The organism is Bradyrhizobium sp. UFLA05-112 (genome assembly GCF_053572325.1).
In genome coordinates, this window is the sequence record NZ_JBANBK010000122.1 from 1 (window position 1) to 17,960 (window position 17,960).

Genomic DNA, 17,960 nt, shown 5'->3' on the forward strand with positions numbered 1-17,960 from the left:
CTGCAGTACGGGCGCGTGCGATCAGCCGCCGCAGTCGCAGCAGCAACGCCTCTCCCGCGGCATGGCTCCGTTCCCCGCGCATCGCCTACCTCATCGCCGAGATCAGGGTGTCGTACATCTTGTTGACGGTCGAGATGACCTGCGAGGCTGCGGAGTAGGCCTGCTGCGCCGAGATCATGCTGGAGAACTGGCTCGAAGTGTCGGTGGTGGAGGATTCGAGCTCGCTGCCATAGATCGTGCCCGCACCATTCTCGCCGGAGGCCTGCAGCGTCGGATCCCCCGACGTGACGGTCGCCGAATACATCTGGTCACTGCTGGCGGACAGACCATTGGGATCGGCAAAGGTCGCCACCGCGATCTTGTAGATCGCGATCGTCTTGCCGTTGGAATAGGTGGCATCGACCACGCCGTTCTTGCCGATCGCGATGCTCGACAACGTGCCGTAGGACAGGCCGTCCGAGGTGATGCTCGTGACGTTGACAGAGGGCGTGGTTTCGCCCGAAGCGTATTGCGTCAGCCCGTCCGTTCCTCCCGTCGTACCGAGATCGAGTGTGATGGTGCTGTCGGCCGCACCGTCGGTCCAGCCCGACACCGAGATCGTCGCCGGGCTGGGGCTGGTGCTCGCCAGCGAGCCGTCGCTGTTGAAGGTGATGGCAACCGTGCCGCTGGTCGTGCCGGTCGTGGTCGTGGTGTCCGACGACGAGGTCGGATCGGCAAAGCTCGCACTCCAGGTGTTGGTGGCGGTCTTGGTCCAGGTGATCTGGATCGAGTTGGCCGCGCCCAGTGAATCGTAGACCGTCATCGAGCTGGTATAGGTGTCGCCCGTAGCGGCATCCGACGGCAGGTTCGCCGCAATCGTCGTCTTGGTGGTCGCGCTGCCGCTGGTCGATGCCACCTGGGTGTTGATGGCCTCGAGATTGCTCGCCGATTCATTGCCCGTCACGTTGCCATCGGCGTCGGTGCGCCAGCCCTCGAGATAATAGCCGTTGTTTTCGAGGTAGCCCGCGTTGTCGATGGTGAAGGCACCGTTGCGGGTATAGGAAACCGTGCCGCCGGACGTCGCGTTGGTCGCCACGAAGAAGCCCGAGCCCTGGATCGCGACGTCGGTCGCGTTGGACGTCGCGGCCAGCAGGCCCTGCTGGGTGATATTGGCCCGGCCGGACACGGTGACGCCGCCCGAAGCATAAGAGGTGGCGTTGCTCGATGCTGTGACGAGGTCATCGAACATCGCAGACGTCGTCTTGTAGCCGGTCGTGTCGGAATTGGCGATGTTGTCGCTGATCATCGACAAGGACTGGCTCTGCGCGCTGAGCGCGGAGATTGCCGAGGAAAGTGCGCCGCTGAGGCTCATGATCGAACTCCGAAAGAAATCAGGACGTGACGCCGATGATGTTGGCGGCGCTCACCGAGACACCGTTCACCGCGAGCGATGGCGTCGAGGTCGAGGTGTCGATGCCGGTCACCGTGCCGGTGACCGTCGTGTAGTTGAGAACCGAATTGCCGGCAGAGTCCGTTGCGGTCACGGAGATCGTGTACTGGCCACCGTCGGAGAGCTGGTTGCCACTGGAATCCTTGCCGTCCCAGGTGAAGGTGTTGGAGCCGGAATTGCCGGTGCCGGTACCGGTCCACACGGTATTGCCTGACGAATCCTTGACGGTGATCGCAACGTTCGACGCGGTCGAGGACAGCGAGTAGCCGAACGTCGCCGAGCCGTTGGTCAGCGTCGCCGTATCGGTCTTCGCCTCCACGGTGTGGCCGATGTAGTTGACCGAGTTCAGCGTCACGAGGCTCGAGAACGAGCTCGCGAGCGCGCTGAGATTGGTGTTGATCGACTGCTGCTGGCTGAAATTGGCGTAGGACGTAAGCTGGTTGATGAAGTCCGTCGTCGACGTCGCGTTCAGCGGATCCTGGTTCTGAAGCTCGCTGACGAGCAGGCTCAGGAACTCGTTCGACGTCAATGATGAGGTGGATGAGGAGCTCGACGACGATGTCGTCGTCGTTGCTGTCGAAGTAGACGTCGTCGCGGCAACGGTCATCGAAAAGCCCTGGTTCATGTGCAACGCGCGGCTAGCGAACGCGTCGGGTTGCGCTTGAAATCTGTGTGCTGTTGAAACGCGCGGGCGCGTGAATTCAGGCGGGGATTCGCGCGCTGCGATGCGCCTTCCGAGGCGGCAAAATCTGCCGTGTATGTGCGCGACTTAGAGGAACGACGAAATCAAGTCGATCTGCCGGCGCAGAACGGTCCTTCGCCACACTTGCGCGCAGAGCGATTGCGCGTGCGCGTTCGCAAAGCGCGTCATGCCCGGGCTTGTCCCGCGCACCACGTTCTTGGTGCCGCGGGCAAACGCGGGGATGGCCGGGACATAGGCGAGCGGAAGCAACGCCGTCCTTCGGATGGCTATGCCCGGCCATGACGATGTGGCGACAGGATTGTCCCAAGCGATCACGTCATCTGTGACGGCTCCGCCGTGGGCGGAATGAGGCGACGAGGGCTTAACGTCCGCTTCGAGGTCGAAACCATTGAAGCATGTGAAACGAGAAGCTCAGTTGCCCGCGGTCTCGTCCTGGGCGTGGGGCTTGGCGGGATCGACCGTCCGTTTGGCGGCGGCGACGATACGATCGGCAAGTCCGGCAGGCGCCCGCACCGGCCGTGCGGCCAGCGCATTGCGGAGCGCGCGTGCCGCTTCGAGCAGGGCGCGCGCATCGGCGGAATGACCGAGCAGCTCTTCGGCGGACAAACGACGATCTTCGGGCCAGAGGGACAGGTCCTCGCCCAACCGATCGATCAGATCCTCAAACTCGGTGACGTCCATCGCCCGGGTCCCGCACCCCCGGGGCCTGTCATAAAGCATTGCAGAGGCGACGGAAACCGAATTCGCCAGTCCAGACGCGTCAGGAGCAGCGATGCCCCGCGGAATTGCCACGGAAACCACCGCTCGAGCGGGAGATATACGGGACGCAGGAACCCGGCGCCGGTCGCGGCGGAAGCCGGCCCGAAGGGCTCAGCGCTTCTGCGCCGAATCGCCTGTCCCGGTCTTGGCCGTCCGCACGGTCGCGTCAACGAATTCCCAGGCCTCGCGCAGCTCTGTCAGGCCCACGATGATCCGCCGGTAACTCTCGCGGGCATGCGGCCGGCCGTAGGCTCGCAGGCTCGCCAGGATCATCGCATTGTAGGTCTGGTAGAGCCGCTCGGCCACCGCTCCACCCTTGGTGAAATCGAGATTGTGACTGAGCCCGCGCAGGATCGCGGTCGCCTTCATCAGATACTCATGCCCCTCCTCGAAGCGCCGCGCCTCCTGAGAAGCAAGTGCCTTCTGAAGAAACGTGATCGCGCCGCCCAGCAGCATCGACACCGCCTTGAGCGGCGGCACTGTGGTGGCCGCACCCCGATAGGCCTGATTGGCCATGTACGCCATCGGATTATGCATCATTAACTACTCGAGCTGGAGTTGAGCAAAGCCTTGAGATAGGTCAGCGTGTTGTTCGCGCTCTCGATCGCAGCCTGGTATTTCGCATATTGCGCTTCCAACTGCGTCTGATAGGCCGACGCGGCACTCTGGATATCGTCGACCTTCTGTTGCAGGTCGTCGTCGCGCGTTTCCAGGTTAGTGATCAGCGTCTGCAGCGAGCCGGTGCTCGAAGAGGCGTTCTTGGCGATCTGGTAGAGTTGAGTGGCGATCCCCGAAGTCGACGTCACCGTGATCGATTGCGAGGTCGTTCCCGAGTAGGTGAAGGCCATGCCCGCATAGGCCGTGCCGGCATTGCCGATGATGGTGGTGCCGCTGACGGTGAACAGCGAGGAGTCTCCGCCGACCGAGGCCGAGCTGAGATTGCCCGAGGAATCGACCGTCAGGTCTAGCGTGAAGGATTGCGGCGAGGTTCCGGTATTGACGACGCTGAGCTGGCTCGACGAGGTCGTGGTCTGCGCCGACAGGAGCGTCGTCACGCCGCTCAGGTTCGTGCTCAGGATCTCCGAGAGCGTCGAGGTGTCGAGCTCGAGCTCGTTCGAGTCGTTGAAAGACAGGCCGAGGTCGGCCATCGTCAGCCCGCCCACCGTGCTGTTGAGCGCGGATTCAAGCTGACTGGTGATGTCGCGCATGGTGCCGTCACCGAACAGCACGGCGCTGGAAGAGGCGGTGCCATCCGAATTGGTCGCCTGCTGCGCTATCACGGCATCGCGATAGGCGTTGTAGTTCGTGACGAAAGTCTCGAGCGCCGACTCGATCTGGCTGGTGTCGGTCTCGATGCTGATGTTCACCGTCGCCCCGCTTGGGGTCGCCTGCAGCAGGTTGAAGGTGACGCCGGTCAGAACGTCGGTGATATCGTTGGTATCCCGGGTCATCGAGATGCCATCGAGCGTGAACTCGGCCGCCTGCGCGGCTTGGAGCACATCGGAGAATGATCCCGAGCTATCGGTCATTCCCAGCTCGTTGAGGATGTCATCGCCCGACGTACTGGAATAGCTGATATCCTCGGCATCTTCGGTTCCCGTCAGCACCATTTCGTAGGAGCCGCTGGACACCTGGACGATCGAGGCCTGGACGTTGGTCGTCGATGTCTGGGCGTTGATGGCATCGACAATGTCCTGGAGCGACATCGTGCTCGTCACGCTGATGCTCGCGGTTGAGCCACTGCCAAGTCCGAGCGAGAACGTGCCGGTATAGCCGAGTGCGTCGCTCTCGCTTGACTGCGCCGTGCCGACCACCTTCTGCGCGGTCGCGATCTGGCCAATGGTCAACGTATGGTCACCGGTCGCGGCGCCATTGCTGACGCTCATGGACAGGGCGGATGACGCGCTGACGTCGCCGCTCGAGCTGATGGTCGCAGCGCGCGTTGCGAATACGTTGGTCGCAAGCGAGTTCACGACGGACGTCGCGAGCGAAGCAAGTCCGGAATAGAGCGTCTTCAGATCGCTTTGCAGCGTCTGGTAGGCCGTGACCTTCGCCTCATTATTGGTGATCGTGGTTGAGATCGTCGTCGCGGCAGTGAGCTTGGCATTCACCGCCGCCGTGATCAGCGCGCTCCAGTCGAGGCTGGTCGACGTGGTTGTTCCGGTCGTGGTCACCGAGGACGCGCTCGACGACGTCGAGCTCGTCGAGGTGCTGCTGGTGCTTGAACTGACACTGGTCACTGATGTGCCCGACCTATCGCAGGAAGAGCCGGGCCGGCCTCATGCCGGCCCGGAAAGACGATCCTTAGCCGAGCAGCTTGAGCAGGTACTGCGGCATCTGGTTCGCGGCGGATTCGGCCGAGACTGCGGCCTGGGTCTTCACCTCGGCCGAGGACAGCGTGGCCTGCTCGGCCGCGATATCGACGTCCTTGATCGCCGAGTTGGCGGATTGCAGGTTCTGGGTCTGGGTCGAGATCGAGTCCGAGGAGAAGTTGAAACGGGATTCCTGCGCACCGATCGAGGCGCGCGCGGCCGAGACCGTATCGATCGCGGAGTCCAGCGTGTCCAGCGCCGAGGTCGCACCCGACTGCGAGCTGACGTCGAGCGAGGAGACGGCGAGCGAGGAAGCCGTCAGACTCGACAGCGTGATGGTGATGGTATCCGAGCTGGACGAGCCGACCAGCACGGAAACACCGGAGGAGAACACGCTGGTGCCGTCGAGCAGGCTCTGGCTCGAGTAGCGGGTGCCGGACGCGATGGAATCGATTTCGCTCGTGAGCTGCGAGAATTCCGAGTTGATGTAGGCGCGGCTGGAGTCTGTCGTGGTGCCCGAGGCCGACTCGGAGGCCAGCGACTTCATGCGGGCGAGAATGTCGGAGATGTTCGAGGCGCCGCCGTCGGCGGTCTGCAGGATCGCGGTCGCTTGCGAGGCGTTGGTCGCGGCCTGCTGGAGCGTGGTGACGTCCGAGGAGATGCGGGTCGAGATCGCAAGTCCGGCGGCGTCGTCGGAAGCGGAGGTGATACGCGAGCCGCTCGACAGTTTCGAGAGCGCGCTGGTCTCCTGCGCGGAGTTGATATTGAGGTAGCGGACTGCGGCGTTCGCAGCGGTGTTGGTGGAAATCGCGGGCATTGCTGGCTCCTGTGCTGATGGGCATGACGTGCCGCATCGTGATTAAGCGACTGACGACGACGCGGACCGCAGCCCCGTCCGTTCGCTCAAACGTCGGAGCGCAAGGAGATCAGGCGAAAAAGTTTCCGAGAGCAGGATTTTATAGTTAGCAATCGGTAAACGCGGTGCGGATGTCGCGCTCGTGCCGCCGCAGCAGCTGGCGGAGCTGCTGGCGGCCGCGCTTGAGCAGCGACTCCACCGCAGCGACCGTTGTGTCCATCACTTGGGCGATCTCGCCGTTGCTCATGCTCTCATGATACGACAGGATCACCGCGATGCGCTGCTGCTCGGGCAGCCGTTGCATTGCGACCTCCAGCATGTCGTTCAGCTCGTTGCGCTCGATGATGTCAACCGCATCGGGCTGACCATCGGCAACTTCCGGCACTGTGTCGACGTTCTCCGTGCGCGGCTTGCGGCGCAGGTCGATGCAGCGGTTGGAGATGACGCGGTAGAGCCAGGTCGAGAACTTGGCGCGGCCATGCTGCCAGCGTCCGCGATGGCTCCAGATCTTGAGCATGGTGTCCTGCACCACGTCCTCCGCATCCGCCGCGTTGCCGACGATGCGCAGCGCGATCGCATAGGCGCGATCGATGTGACGCTCGACCAGCATGCGGAACGCCGCCTCGTCGCCGGTCGCCAGGCGATCAAGCAGCTCGCTGTCTTCGTCGAGGACGATCTCGGCGGCGGGCACGGTGTCCGGCGCGAGCGGCGCCGACGGCATCACCGGCAGGGTCTCGTCGACCGGCACCGTCGTCGTTACTTCGGCCTCGGCGGGCGCCCAGACATCAAGCGCGTAACTCATCCCGCAATCTCCAACCCGCAATGCCGGCGGCGCATATTCCGCACGGCTTCCAGGCGTTGAACGCGGAACCGAACCAATCCAGGCGGAGAATTTTTGTTATTTTTCAAGATGTTATCCGGAATCTTTTGCCGAGTGACCGGCAACAATTGCCGACGTTGCGCGAAGCGCGCGCTACTGTCCTGCAATCATCGACATCGTCTCGCGTCATTTGCGGATCATTCATCCCGAACAGATGCAGCTTCAAAAACTCGAGGAGATACACGGCACTAAAACGAACACGCGCTCTGCGCGCGAGGCACGCGGCGATCGATTGTGTCCAAGTGTGAATGAACACGAGACGATTTTCTCACTCGGCAATTTTTGCCGAATCACCTTTTCGAACCTAGCGGATTTTTTGAATCTGTCAGTCGCGACATGCGCGGTTTTGAATCACGCGTGAACTTTTTTCGCCGCGAGAGCGCCTGACTTGCAACACGGCAGCGTTAATCGGTTCGATTGGCGGGGAATTGCAGCATGAAGATCGCGACGGCCGACGCGCAACGTCGGACGAGAATTGTTTCTGCTTGGTCATTCGATGTTTTCGATACGTTTCTGGTGCGCGCCTGCACGACGCCAGATGGCGTATTTGAAAGGACTTACGAGCTGTCCGGCATTTCCGTAACATGTCCGAACGTTTCCGCCAGTTTCGTTCAGCATCGGATCCAGGCCGAATCGCGCGCACGCAGAACCGCGAAGGACAAACGCGGCGTGAGCGAAGTGCACATCGCCGAGATCTATTCCTATTTTCCGTTCAAGCTGTTCGGGCTCGATCGCCGCAATCTCGATGATCTCGTCGAGGCCGAGTTCGCCGCCGAGCTCGAGCTTTGTCGCGTCAATCCGGAAATGCTTCGGCAATATCTGGACATGATGCGCGCCGGCCATCGCACTGGCTTCATCTCGGACACCTACTGGGATTCCGCGCAGCTCGCCCGCCTGCTACGCGCCTGCCATCCCGGCCTCGCCTGGGACTTCCTCTATGCGTCCTGCGATCATGGCAGCGGCAAGAGCGAGTCCTTGTTCGCCAGATACATTGCAGAACAGGGCGTCGATCCGGCCGCGTCGTTTCACATCGGCGACAACCAGAGTGCCGACATCAGGGGCGCGCGGCGCCACGGCATCCGTCCACGCTACTATCCGCAAGCCTCGGCGTCATTGGCCTCGAAGCTCCAGCGCGAGACCGCGATGTTCGACTTGTTGTGCCAGGGCAAGCCATCGCGGCTCGACCACGGCTCACGTACGCTGCGGCGGATGGTGGCGGCGCGGAGCGCAGAGAAATCACCGGCGTTCCAGTTGGGCATGACCGTGCTCGGTTCGGTGATGACGGCGTTCGACGTTTTCGTCGCGGCCCGCTACGAGGCGCTGGCACAGCGCGGCCGGCGCGTCGCGCTCGGTTTCCTTGGCCGCGACGGATTTTTGTCGCACCGGATCTGGCAGGAACGCCACGGCGCGACCTCGGCTTATGTAGAGATCAATCGCCGCGTCAGCCTGATCGGCTCCGCTGATTCGATGGAGCCGCTCTGCGATCTCCTCGGCAAGATCATGAAGATCGACGCCCCGACGCTGCGCGACATGATCAAGATCCTGCCGCCGAAGGTCGCCGCCTTCTTTGCGAATTATCCCGACGGGATCGCGCCCGGCGATGAGCTTGCTGAAGCGCTGCCGGATCTGATGGATGCCGGCGAAATCACCGAGCTTGCCGCCGGCTTGCGCGCCCGCCTGCTCGCTTATCTCCGCCACACCATCCCCGGATTTGACGACTGCACCGACCTCGTGCTCGCCGATCTCGGCTATTCCGGCAGCGTGCAGAAGGCGCTGCGCCGCATCTTCGACCAGGAAGGCATCAAGATCCGCTTGCACGGCGCCTATCTGATCTCGCTCGATGACGCTTTCGACGACATCGCCGAGAGCGATACTGCGGAAGGCTTCATCTCCGATATCGTGGTGACGCCGCACGTCAAGCGCATGCTGATCCGCAATGTCGCGCTGCTCGAGCAGATCTGCTGCTCGGCCGACGGCTCGGTGCGAGACTATCAGGACGAGGCCGTCCTGCGCGAGATCAATCCCCGGCCCGCCGAGCAGATCGCGCTGGCTGCCGAGATCCAATCGGGCGCACTGGCCTTCGCGGCAGCAGCGGACAGGATCGCCTCCGAATACGACCTGCTTCCTTATGCTGCGCTCGATGTCGCCGCGACCTGGAGTGCCGCGACGCTGGCGCGCCTGTTGTTGCTGCCGGACGACGACGAGATCGCACTGCTCGGCGGATTGAAGCACGATGTCAATCTCGGCACCCATGCGCTTGCGCCGCTGCTCGATGACGAGTTCGTCCGCAATCAGCTCACTGCTCGCGGCCTCTCCGCCGCCTGCACCTCGGCAGCGCCGCCGATGTGGCTGGCCGGCAGCTTTGCCGTGCTGTCCCCGTCCTATTCCTATCTCTACACGCTGTTCGGCGCGAACCGCCTGCCCGCCGACGTGTTCGAGGAAGCCTCCTGCGGTGCGTTACAGATCGGCCTGTTCCGCACCGACGGCCGCGCCGCGATGGAAACGGTGACCGTCCATCGCACCGGACTTGGCGAACTGCGCCTCCGCATCCCGTTATCGCGAGCGATGGCGGTCGCGACGATCGCCGTGCCGCTGGCCAAGCTCGCCCGCGAGGGGCTTCTCCACGGGGTGACCGTCCAGAGCGGCGACAGCATTCGCGATGCGGCCGAAAGCCAGGAGGTGACCGGGATCGCTGCCGACAGCCTGGTCCATGCTGGGCTCCAGCGAAGCGGTCCCTACTACTGCGCCGAGAACGACGACGGCTGCCTCTTGATCCCGGTCGCCCCAATGGCACGGGACATCGCAGTCTATTCGGTCGCACTCACCTCGCTCAGTCACGCCCGCATCCTCTTCACCGCGCTCGAATAATGCGCCTGATCTGGCCCCTTCGCCCGTTGAAGCCCAAGGGCCGATACGAAACGAGGGGGCACGGAGTTGACGGACGGAACGCAGACAGATCTTGACGGCCTTTTGCGCACGGCCGGCATCCGGCTCGGCGAAGCGCAGCGCCATCGCCTCGGCTGGCTGGTCGATCGCTACGGCGCCCCGACGGTACAGATGACGCATGAAGGCCGCCGGAGCGGCGGAGTGATCATCCTGACCGAGCCGCCGAGCGGCGCCGCGGCCGAGCTGTTCTACCGCACCCTGACTCCGGGCTGCGCGGTCGTCATTCCACTCAGCGAAAACCCGGCCTTCGACTTCCTCAAGTCGAAGCTGACCGAGTTCGGCACGGTCGGCCCAAGCGCCGAGGGTCCGCATGAAATGTGGTGGGGCGGCATCGGGTGGTCGAAGTTTCTTGCGGCCGCAGATCAATGCACGGTGCGGCCGCGTATCATCTCCTACTATCCGTACGGCACCGACCCTTCCACGATCCGCGCCTTGCAGCGCTCGCTCGAGGCTTTTGAGCTCGACAGCCATATCGAACCGATCGCAGCCGAGCTCGGCGAAGAAGTGCTTTGCTTCGAGAAGGCCGAGTTCATCGCGCGGATGTGGAGCCGCTACCACGAACCGCTGCTGTTCATCGAGGCCGGCGCAGTGCTGCGCGAGGCGCCCCTGCTGCCGTCCTCGCTCGGCTGCGACGTCGCGCTCCACAAGTGGAACCGCTGGGAGATGTCGGCTCAAACTCTCTATCTCGGTCGCACGGCCGGCGCGGAGCAAGTGCTGCAGGCCTGGCACCATCTCGCCGCCTCCCATCCCACGATATGGGACGGCTACCTGCTCGACCAGGCCTGGAGCCACGCCTCTTCACACGGCCCGCTCGACACGGTTTGGCTGCCCCGCTCCTATCACACGCTGACGGGCGACCTCGCGGCGAACCGCGCCGTCATCATCCACGCGCAACCGACGACCACGACCGAGCTCGGGCGCGATGCCAGCTTCGCATCTCTCGTGCGCGCGGCCCGCCGTGCCGGCCGGACCGGCGCACGCGACGCTTTCATGGTCATGACCTCTCAGGCCGCAGCCGACAACGGCGTGGCCGTGATCCTGCGCGACGTCGAGGCCAACGAGGCGCATGCGGTCGCCGCCACCGTCGAGGCGGTGACCGGCGCCTTCGCCCGCGACTGCGGCGGCTACGGACGCTTCGAGCTGTCGCTCTGCGGCTGGCAGGACGATGTCAATGCGGCTCGGGAGGCTGCGCGCCTCGCGCGCTATCGCGTCCTCGAGATCGCACCGGGACAGAAGATCGCCGGTGACTTCTTCGCCAGCGCCGCGGCCGAAGCCACGCGCTGCCACCTCATCCCCTGACGAGAGCTACTCCAATGCTGAAGACCATCATCCTGCTCACACAAACCGGCCAACAGCAGCTACCGCTTGCCGCTCTGCTCCGCGAGCACAACCCGAACCTCTCCTTCTGCTCGGCACTGTCGGCGCGCGATCTGCTCGCGATCGCACCCGAAACCTTACGCGATGCGCGGCTGGTGTCCTTTGCCAATGACATCGCGATCGCGGAGAAATTCCTGCTCCAGCTCGGCTGCGGCGCCTACAAATTCCATGTCGCGCCCGTTCAATATCCCGGTCTGCCGACGGCGCCCGACGACAGCGACGACCCGCGCTGCTTCTCAGCTATCGCACAATCGATGACGATCTGGCCGGATACCCGCCGCGTGGTCGGGCTTGAGACCCTGACCGTTCCCGAAGAGGCGTCGCCGATCGAACGCGAGCGGCAATGTTTCACCCGGCTCGCGCACCTGTTCTGGCGGATGTCGGGCATGATTGCGAATGAGGCGACCGAGCTGCCGGGGATCATCGACAGCACCGAGAGCAGGCCGAGCTTTGCGCAGATGAACTGAGGCTAACGGCCTCGCTTCTTGAGCTCCGCAGATAAATCATCGCGATGCGCCGGCGCCGCGATCGCGATCAGGCGGCGCGCGCGTTCGGCAAGATCGCAGCCGCGCAGCTCCGCCACGCCCCATTCGGTCACGATGGCGTCGACATCGGCGCGTGGCGTCGTTACGGTCTCGACATCAAGCACGATGCGGCTCGCTCCATCCGAGGCGGTTGCGGGTAGCGCGATGATGGCCCGGCCGCCCGGCGAGGCGTTGGCACCGCGCACGAAGTCGAGCTGCCCGCCGATCGCGCCGACCGCCACGCCGTTCAAGGTTTCGGAATTGACCGAGCCGTCGAGACCGACCTGAAGCGCGGAATTGATCGCGACCAGACGGTTGATCCGCGCCAGCACGCCCTGGCTATGCGTGTAGGATGCCGGCCGCACCGCGACCGCCCTGTTCTCTTGCACGAAGCGATAGAGCCGCTGCGTGCCGATCACCTGATTGGCAACGATGATGCCCGCATCCAGCCCCTTGCGCGCGTTGGTGACCGTGCCGTGCTCGATCAGGTCGACGACGGCATCGTTGATCAGGCCGGAGTGAACGCCGAGGTCACGCGCATGCGAGAGCGAGGAAAGGATCGCGTCCGGAATCCTGCCGACCCCGAACTGCAAGGTGCTGCCATCGGCGATCAGGTCTGCCGCATGGGCGGCGATACTGCGCGATACGTCATCAGGCGGCGTTGACGGCAATTCGACTGGCTGGCGGCAGGTCACAACACGCAGATCGATCGGCACGTCATCCGGCCATTCGGCACCGAATGTCCAAGGCGCATCTGCATTGATTTCCGCAACGACCAGACGCGCGTGGCGTGCGGCGCCGATCACATAGTCGTTCGAAAGGCTGGCGCTGAGCCTGCCGTCGCTCGCTTGCGCGAGCTGCACGAGCACGACGTCCGCCCGGTGCCGTCCCGCAGCGAAATCAGCGCAGAAGGCGCTGTAATTGCTCGGGATCACCAGTAGCCGGCGGGCTTTGGCGAGACGTCTGGCATTGCCGATCACGCCATAGCCGAGAAACGAAATGTTCGGCGCGCATTCGGACGAAAACGTCTCGGAGAAGAGTGGGCCAACCAGCAGACGGAACGACGGAAGACGATCTGCCTGTTTCACGAGCGCTTCGGTGAGCGTGCGCGGCTCGGCAGTCGCCTGCCCGCACACCACGAGATCGCCGTCCCGGATCAGGCCGGTGAAGTCGATCGATGGCACATGTCCGGACACGGCTTAGTAGGACTTGGCGAGGCCAAGCACCTTCTCCGCAATGAAGCTGAGCGCGAGCTGCGGGCTGACCGGCGCGATACGCGGGATCAAGATCTCGCGCAGGTAGCGCTCGACGTGGAATTCCTTGGCGTAGCCAAAGCCGCCATGCGTCATCACCGCCTGCTCACACGCCTGGAAGCCGGCCTCGCCCGCGAGATATTTTGCGGCATTGGCGGCGGCGCCGCAGGGCATACCCTTGTCGTACTGCCAAGCTGCCGACATCACCATCAGCCAGGCGGCCTCGAGCTCGACCCAGTTCACCGCGAGCGGATGCTGGATGCCCTGGTTCTTGCCGATGGGACGGTTGAAGACGACACGCGTCTTGGCATATTCGGTCGCGCGCGACAGCGCGAGCTTGCCGAGGCCCACCGCTTCCGCGGCGATGAGGATGCGTTCGGGGTTCATGCCTTCGAGGATGTACTCGAAGCCACGCCCCTCCTCTCCGATGCGGTCCTCCATCGGAATCTCAAAGTCCTCGAAGAACAGCTCGTTGGAATCGACGACCTTGCGGCCCATTTTCTCGATCTCGTGGACCTTGATCCGCTTGCGGTCAAAATCCGTGTAGAACAGGCTGAGGCCATGGGTCGGCGAACGCACCTCCTCGAGCGGCGTCGTGCGCGCGAGCAGCAAGATCTTGTGCGCGACCTGCGCGGTCGAGATCCACACCTTCTGGCCGTTGACGACGTAGCGGTCGTTCTTGGCGACCGCGCGCGTCTTGAGTTGCGTGGTGTTGAGGCCGGTGTTGGGCTCGGTGACGGCGAAGCAGGCCTTTTCGCGGCCCTCGACCATCGGCGGCAGCATTCGCTTGCGCTGCTCCTCGGTGCCGAACACAACGACGGGGTTGAGACCGAACACGTTGATATGCACGGCCGAGGCGCCGGACATGCCGGCGCCGGATTCCGCGATGGTGCGCATCATGATCGCGGCCTCGGTGATACCGAGACCGGAGCCGCCATAGGCTTCGGGTACGCAGATGCCGAGCCAGCCGGCATCGGCCAGCGCCTTATGGAAATCGTGCGGGAAGCCCCCCTCGCGGTCCTTGTTCAGCCAGTAGGCGTCGTCAAAGCCTTCGCAGACCTTTGCGATGGCGTCGCGGATGGCTTCCTGCTGATCGGTGAGCGCGAAATCCATAATGGTCTCCTTTGCCGGAGGCTCGTAACGCTAGCGCCCCATCTGCGAGGGCAGCCAGAGGATGATACTCGGGAACGCGACCAGGATCGCTATCGCGATCAGGTGCGCGATGAAATGCGGGAAGGTGCCGTGGAACACCTCCGCCACCGGCCGCTTGGCGTAGCGGGCGACGATGAAGCAGTTGAGGCCGACCGGCGGCGTGATCATGCCGACCTCGGCGGTGACGATCTTGATGACGCCGAACCAGATCGGATCGAAGCCGAGCGTCTTGATCAGCGGCAGCACGATCGGCACCGTGAGCACCAAAATCGCGATCTGGTCCATGAAGGAGCCGAGCACGATATAGCCGCAGAGGATCAGCGTGATGATGACCCAGCGCGAGGTCGGAAGCGAACCGATCCAGGCGACGAGATCCTGCGTCACATGCGTGAGCGTGAAGAAATAGCCGAAGATCGAGGCACCCACCAGAATCATGATGATCATGCAGGTGCCGTGACAGGCTCGCAGCAGCGTCCTGTAGAGCGAGGACGGTGTGATCTTGCCCTTGACGATCGCGAGCAGGAAGGCGCCGAACGCGCCGAAGGCCGAGGCTTCCGTCGGCGTCGCGACGCCGAGATAGATCGTGCCGGTCACGATCGAGAACAGCACCACCATCGGTGAGACCTGCCAGAGCAGCGCAAACTTGTCGCGCCACGGCACCGATTTTGCGCCCGGCGCTCGCGACGGATCCTGCCAGACCAGGAAGTAGATCGTGGCCATGATGGTGATGGTGACGAGGATCGCCGGGATGATGCCGCTGATTAAGAGCTTGCCGATGTTCACCTCTGCAAGCAGGCCGAAGATCACGAGTGCGACGCTGGTCGGCAGCAGCATGGACAACGTACCGGAGATCGCGACCACGCCCGCCGCCATCTTCGGCTCGTAACCCTGGCGGATCATCGCCGGCAGGCTGGTCGAGGACAGCGTCGCGGCCGAGGCCGTCGAGGTGCCGCAGATCGCGCCAAAGCCCGCACCCGCGAGCGCAGTCGCCATGCCGAGCCCGCCGGGGACGCGGCCGACCCAGGCCGATGCCGTCTTGAACAGATCATCCGCGACGCCGGACAGCAGCACGAGATCGGCCATCAGCAGAAACATCGGGATGGTGATCAGCTCATAGGAGGACACAGTCGAAAGCGGCGCCGTTTGCAAGATGCCCGACAGCGTCGCAAAGCCGCCGACCATCACGAGCCCCACCGAACCGGAAAAGGCCATCGCAAAACCGACGGGCGTGCCGAGCGCGAGCAGGCAGAACAGAAGGCAGAGGACGACAAGAGGTGTCATCGGCCGCTACTCGAACGATCTTGCTTCGCCGATCCCAGTCACCGGCGGCAAAGGATAGAGGTCGCGCCCGCTGATGAGGCTCAGCACATTGCCGATGAGTTGCAGCGTCAGCCGCAGCACCAGGACGCCACAGCCGAACGGCACCAGCGCTGCCGAGATCCAGGTCGGCCAGGGGATCGCGCCCGCGAGCACGTCATGCTGATCGTAATTTTCCAGCGCTCGCTCGAAACCTACCTTGCAGATCAGGACGAACACGAACAGGCCGGCGAGCGCGGTGATGATCTCCGACAGCCGCCGCCCAGCCGGCGAGAAGCGCGACAACAAAATATCGACGCCGACATGGGCATGCTCGCGCAAGCCATCCGACAACGTGAGAAAGAAAACGCCGGCGAGGAGATAGAGCCCGATCAGGTCGTAGGTGAAGGAGAACGGCCGGTTCATGACGTAGCGCATGAACACGTCAGTCACGACAAGCACCATGATCACGAACAGGAACACCTCTGCGATCACCGTCAGCGCGCGCTCCAGCGCAGAAAGCGCATTGCCGAGCCTCTCGATCACGTTCGGCGCCTCCTCCTTGTCGCGACTTTCGCTACTGCGTGCCACCTGCGGCGAGTAAAGCTTCGAATTCCTTCAGCGCTGCCGAAGCCGGCTTGCCGCGGCTGTCGAGACCGGACGCCCATTCGTGGCCGACACCCTTGAGCTTCTCCTTGATCTCGGCGCGCGTCGCCTCCGGCAGCGGCTCGAAGCTGACGCCACTCTCGGTAAGGTGCTGCTTCGTCGCGTCCTGCTCCTTGTCGACGTCGGCGCAGGCCCTCGGCTCGATCGCCTCGGAGGCCTGGTCCATCGCCTTCTTGACGTCCTCCGGCAGCTTGTCCCAGACCGATTGATTGATCGAATAGGCAACGATGAAGCTGCCGAAGCTGACGCCTTCGGTGGCGTGCTTCACGAGCTTGTCGAGACCATAGGCGACGACGCTTTCCATCGGAAACAGCAGGCCGTCCATCGTGCCGCGCGACAGCGACTCATAGGCATCGGGCGCAGCCATGCGCACCGGCACGGCGCCGAGCGCGCGCAACGTCAGGTCCTGCGCGCCACCGGTGGTGCGCAGCTTCAGGCCCTGCATGTCCTTCGGCGTTTCGACCTTCGCCTTGGCGGTCCACACCTGATAGGGCGGCAGCACCACCTCGAACAGCAGCTTGATCTTGTTGGGTGCGTACTCCTGCTTGGCGAGCAGGCCCTCGCGCGCGGTCTTCCAGTAGGCGAGCGTGCCTTGGCAGCTCGTCTGGAAGGCGCCCGGCAATTGCGCGACCTCCGACAGAGGCATCTTGTCGGAGACATAGGACGGCCCGATGTAGCCGATGTCGACGACGCCGGATTGCGTCAGGCGCAGCATGTCGCCGGCTTTGCCGATCTGTTGGTTCGGATAATAGGTGAAGGTCACGGCGCCGTTCGTCCGCTTGGTGACGTCGTCCATCCACGGCTTCAGCATCAGGCGGACGAGGTAATGGCCGGCGGGAAAAGAGTCGGCGACCTTCAGCTCGAGCGCCTGCGCCGAACTCGTCGCGATCGGCAAGGCCAGCACCGCGAGGGCCCACACCAGCTTCTTGTTCATTCGTTTCTCCCTGAGACGTGGCAACGCTGGAGCCGCGGCTCAAGCGACTGGCCCTTCGCACCATTTCTTGCTTGAGCTAAACGTACATATATGTGAATTTATCTGTCAAGGTTATGAACAACGCATAGGGCTATGCATCGAAAGGCCGAGAAGGCTTGCGATGTCGCCCCCGGGTTCACGCATCTGAACCATCGGCTTGGAAGGGAGAAACAGATGGCGGGGCTTTATTTCGAGGATTTTTCGGTAGGCCAGGAGTTCAGGCATCCGCTGACGCGCACGGTCACGGAAATGGACAACACGCTCTTCAGCCTGCTGACGCTCAACCCGCAGCCCCTGCACATCGATGCGCACTTTTCCGCGCAGACCGAGTTCGGCCAGCGCATCTTCAACAGCCTCTATACACTCGGCATCATGATCGGCATGACCGTCTACGACACGACGCTCGGCACCACGGTGGCCAATCTCGGCATGACCGACGTGACCTTCCCTAAACCGGTATTTCATGGCGACACGCTGCGGGCGACGACGAAGGTGCTGTCGGTGCGCGAATCCAAATCGCGACCGAAGGCAGGCATTGTCGAGTTCGAGCACCATGCCTACAACCAGAACGACGAGATCGTCGGCAAATGCCGCCGCATGGCGATGATGCACAAGAGGCCAGCCTGATGCGTTCGATGCTGTTCGTGCCGGGCGATTCCCCGCGCAAATTCGAGAAGGCGAGTGAAGGCAAGGCCGACGCCCTGATTATCGATCTCGAAGACTCCGTCGTCGCGGAGAAGAAGGACGAGGCGCGCAGGTTGACGCTCGCGATGCTTCAGGGTCGCCGCGGCCCGCATCAGCTCTATGTCCGCGTCAATGCGCTCGACGCCGGCA

General features: G+C 63.5%; 17 protein-coding genes. 5 read left to right on the plus strand and 12 right to left on the minus strand.

Annotation, left to right across the window (positions count from 1 at the left end; translation table 11 throughout):
• Positions 1–85: 85 nt before the first annotated feature.
• The 7 genes from flgE to SO180_RS38945 all read right to left on the minus strand — a co-directional run bounded on the left by flgE (position 86) and on the right by SO180_RS38945 (position 6,861).
• Positions 86–1,351 carry a flagellar hook protein FlgE gene (flgE, locus tag SO180_RS38915; RefSeq protein WP_449384081.1) on the minus strand — a complete coding sequence of 422 codons (1,266 nt, stop codon included), beginning with the start codon at positions 1,349–1,351 and terminating at the stop codon, positions 86–88.
• A gap of 19 nt (positions 1,352–1,370) precedes the next feature.
• Positions 1,371–2,036: a flagellar hook assembly protein FlgD gene (locus tag SO180_RS38920; protein WP_449384097.1), complete on the minus strand. Its 666-nt coding sequence runs from the start codon at positions 2,034–2,036 to the stop codon at positions 1,371–1,373.
• A 507-nt stretch (positions 2,037–2,543) separates the two neighbouring features.
• Entirely contained in the window at positions 2,544–2,813 is a 270-nt protein-coding gene (locus tag SO180_RS38925) for a hypothetical protein (protein ID WP_449384082.1), read from the minus strand.
• A 189-nt stretch (positions 2,814–3,002) separates the two neighbouring features.
• Positions 3,003–3,431, minus strand: a complete 429-nt coding sequence (locus tag SO180_RS38930; RefSeq protein WP_449384083.1) for a flagellar export chaperone FliS — start codon at positions 3,429–3,431, stop codon at positions 3,003–3,005.
• Positions 3,431–5,131: a flagellar filament capping protein FliD gene (fliD, locus tag SO180_RS38935; protein WP_449384084.1), complete on the minus strand. Its 1,701-nt coding sequence runs from the start codon at positions 5,129–5,131 to the stop codon at positions 3,431–3,433. The genes SO180_RS38930 and fliD overlap by 1 nt, the downstream gene beginning before the upstream one ends.
• 64 nt (positions 5,132–5,195) lie before the next feature.
• A complete protein-coding gene (locus SO180_RS38940) occupies positions 5,196–6,020 on the minus strand; it encodes a flagellin (protein WP_449384085.1) in 825 nt (274 codons plus the stop codon).
• Between the two features lie 145 nt (positions 6,021–6,165).
• Positions 6,166–6,861, minus strand: a complete 696-nt coding sequence (locus SO180_RS38945; protein ID WP_449384086.1) for an RNA polymerase sigma factor — start codon at positions 6,859–6,861, stop codon at positions 6,166–6,168.
• Positions 6,862–7,608: 747 nt separating this feature from the next.
• Here SO180_RS38945 and SO180_RS38950 point away from each other — a divergent pair.
• The 3 genes from SO180_RS38950 to SO180_RS38960 all read left to right on the plus strand — a co-directional run bounded on the left by SO180_RS38950 (position 7,609) and on the right by SO180_RS38960 (position 11,729).
• Entirely contained in the window at positions 7,609–9,807 is a 2,199-nt protein-coding gene (locus tag SO180_RS38950; RefSeq protein ID WP_449384087.1) for a hypothetical protein, read from the plus strand.
• 66 nt (positions 9,808–9,873) lie between these two features.
• Positions 9,874–11,184, plus strand: coding sequence for a hypothetical protein (locus SO180_RS38955; RefSeq protein ID WP_449384088.1), 1,311 nt, complete (start codon positions 9,874–9,876; stop codon positions 11,182–11,184).
• Between the two features lie 14 nt (positions 11,185–11,198).
• Positions 11,199–11,729 (plus strand): hypothetical protein, encoded by a 531-nt coding sequence (locus SO180_RS38960; protein ID WP_449384089.1) that lies wholly within the window; start codon positions 11,199–11,201, stop codon positions 11,727–11,729.
• Between the two features lie 2 nt (positions 11,730–11,731).
• On the opposite strand, the gene SO180_RS38965 is transcribed toward SO180_RS38960, so the two are convergent.
• From SO180_RS38965 to SO180_RS38985, 5 genes are read right to left on the minus strand one after another with little or no spacing between them, the layout of a single operon-like run.
• On the minus strand, positions 11,732–12,982 hold the full coding sequence (locus tag SO180_RS38965) for an acetyl-CoA hydrolase/transferase family protein (RefSeq protein ID WP_449384090.1): 1,251 nt from the start codon (positions 12,980–12,982) through the stop codon (positions 11,732–11,734).
• A gap of 3 nt (positions 12,983–12,985) precedes the next feature.
• On the minus strand, positions 12,986–14,152 hold the full coding sequence (locus SO180_RS38970) for an acyl-CoA dehydrogenase family protein (RefSeq protein WP_449384091.1): 1,167 nt from the start codon (positions 14,150–14,152) through the stop codon (positions 12,986–12,988).
• A 30-nt stretch (positions 14,153–14,182) separates the two neighbouring features.
• On the minus strand, positions 14,183–15,472 hold the full coding sequence (locus SO180_RS38975) for a TRAP transporter large permease (protein WP_449384092.1): 1,290 nt from the start codon (positions 15,470–15,472) through the stop codon (positions 14,183–14,185).
• Positions 15,473–15,478: 6 nt separating this feature from the next.
• Positions 15,479–16,033, minus strand: a complete 555-nt coding sequence (locus tag SO180_RS38980) for a TRAP transporter small permease subunit (RefSeq protein WP_449384093.1) — start codon at positions 16,031–16,033, stop codon at positions 15,479–15,481.
• 31 nt (positions 16,034–16,064) lie between these two features.
• Positions 16,065–17,087: a TRAP transporter substrate-binding protein gene (locus SO180_RS38985; protein WP_449384094.1), complete on the minus strand. Its 1,023-nt coding sequence runs from the start codon at positions 17,085–17,087 to the stop codon at positions 16,065–16,067.
• Between the two features lie 213 nt (positions 17,088–17,300).
• Here SO180_RS38985 and SO180_RS38990 point away from each other — a divergent pair, with 213 nt between their 5' ends.
• On the plus strand, positions 17,301–17,753 hold the full coding sequence (locus SO180_RS38990) for a MaoC family dehydratase (protein ID WP_449384095.1): 453 nt from the start codon (positions 17,301–17,303) through the stop codon (positions 17,751–17,753).
• Positions 17,753–17,960, plus strand: a 208-nt coding sequence (locus SO180_RS38995; protein ID WP_449384096.1) for an aldolase/citrate lyase family protein, incomplete at its 3' end; no start/stop codon positions are given. The genes SO180_RS38990 and SO180_RS38995, both read left to right, overlap by 1 nt.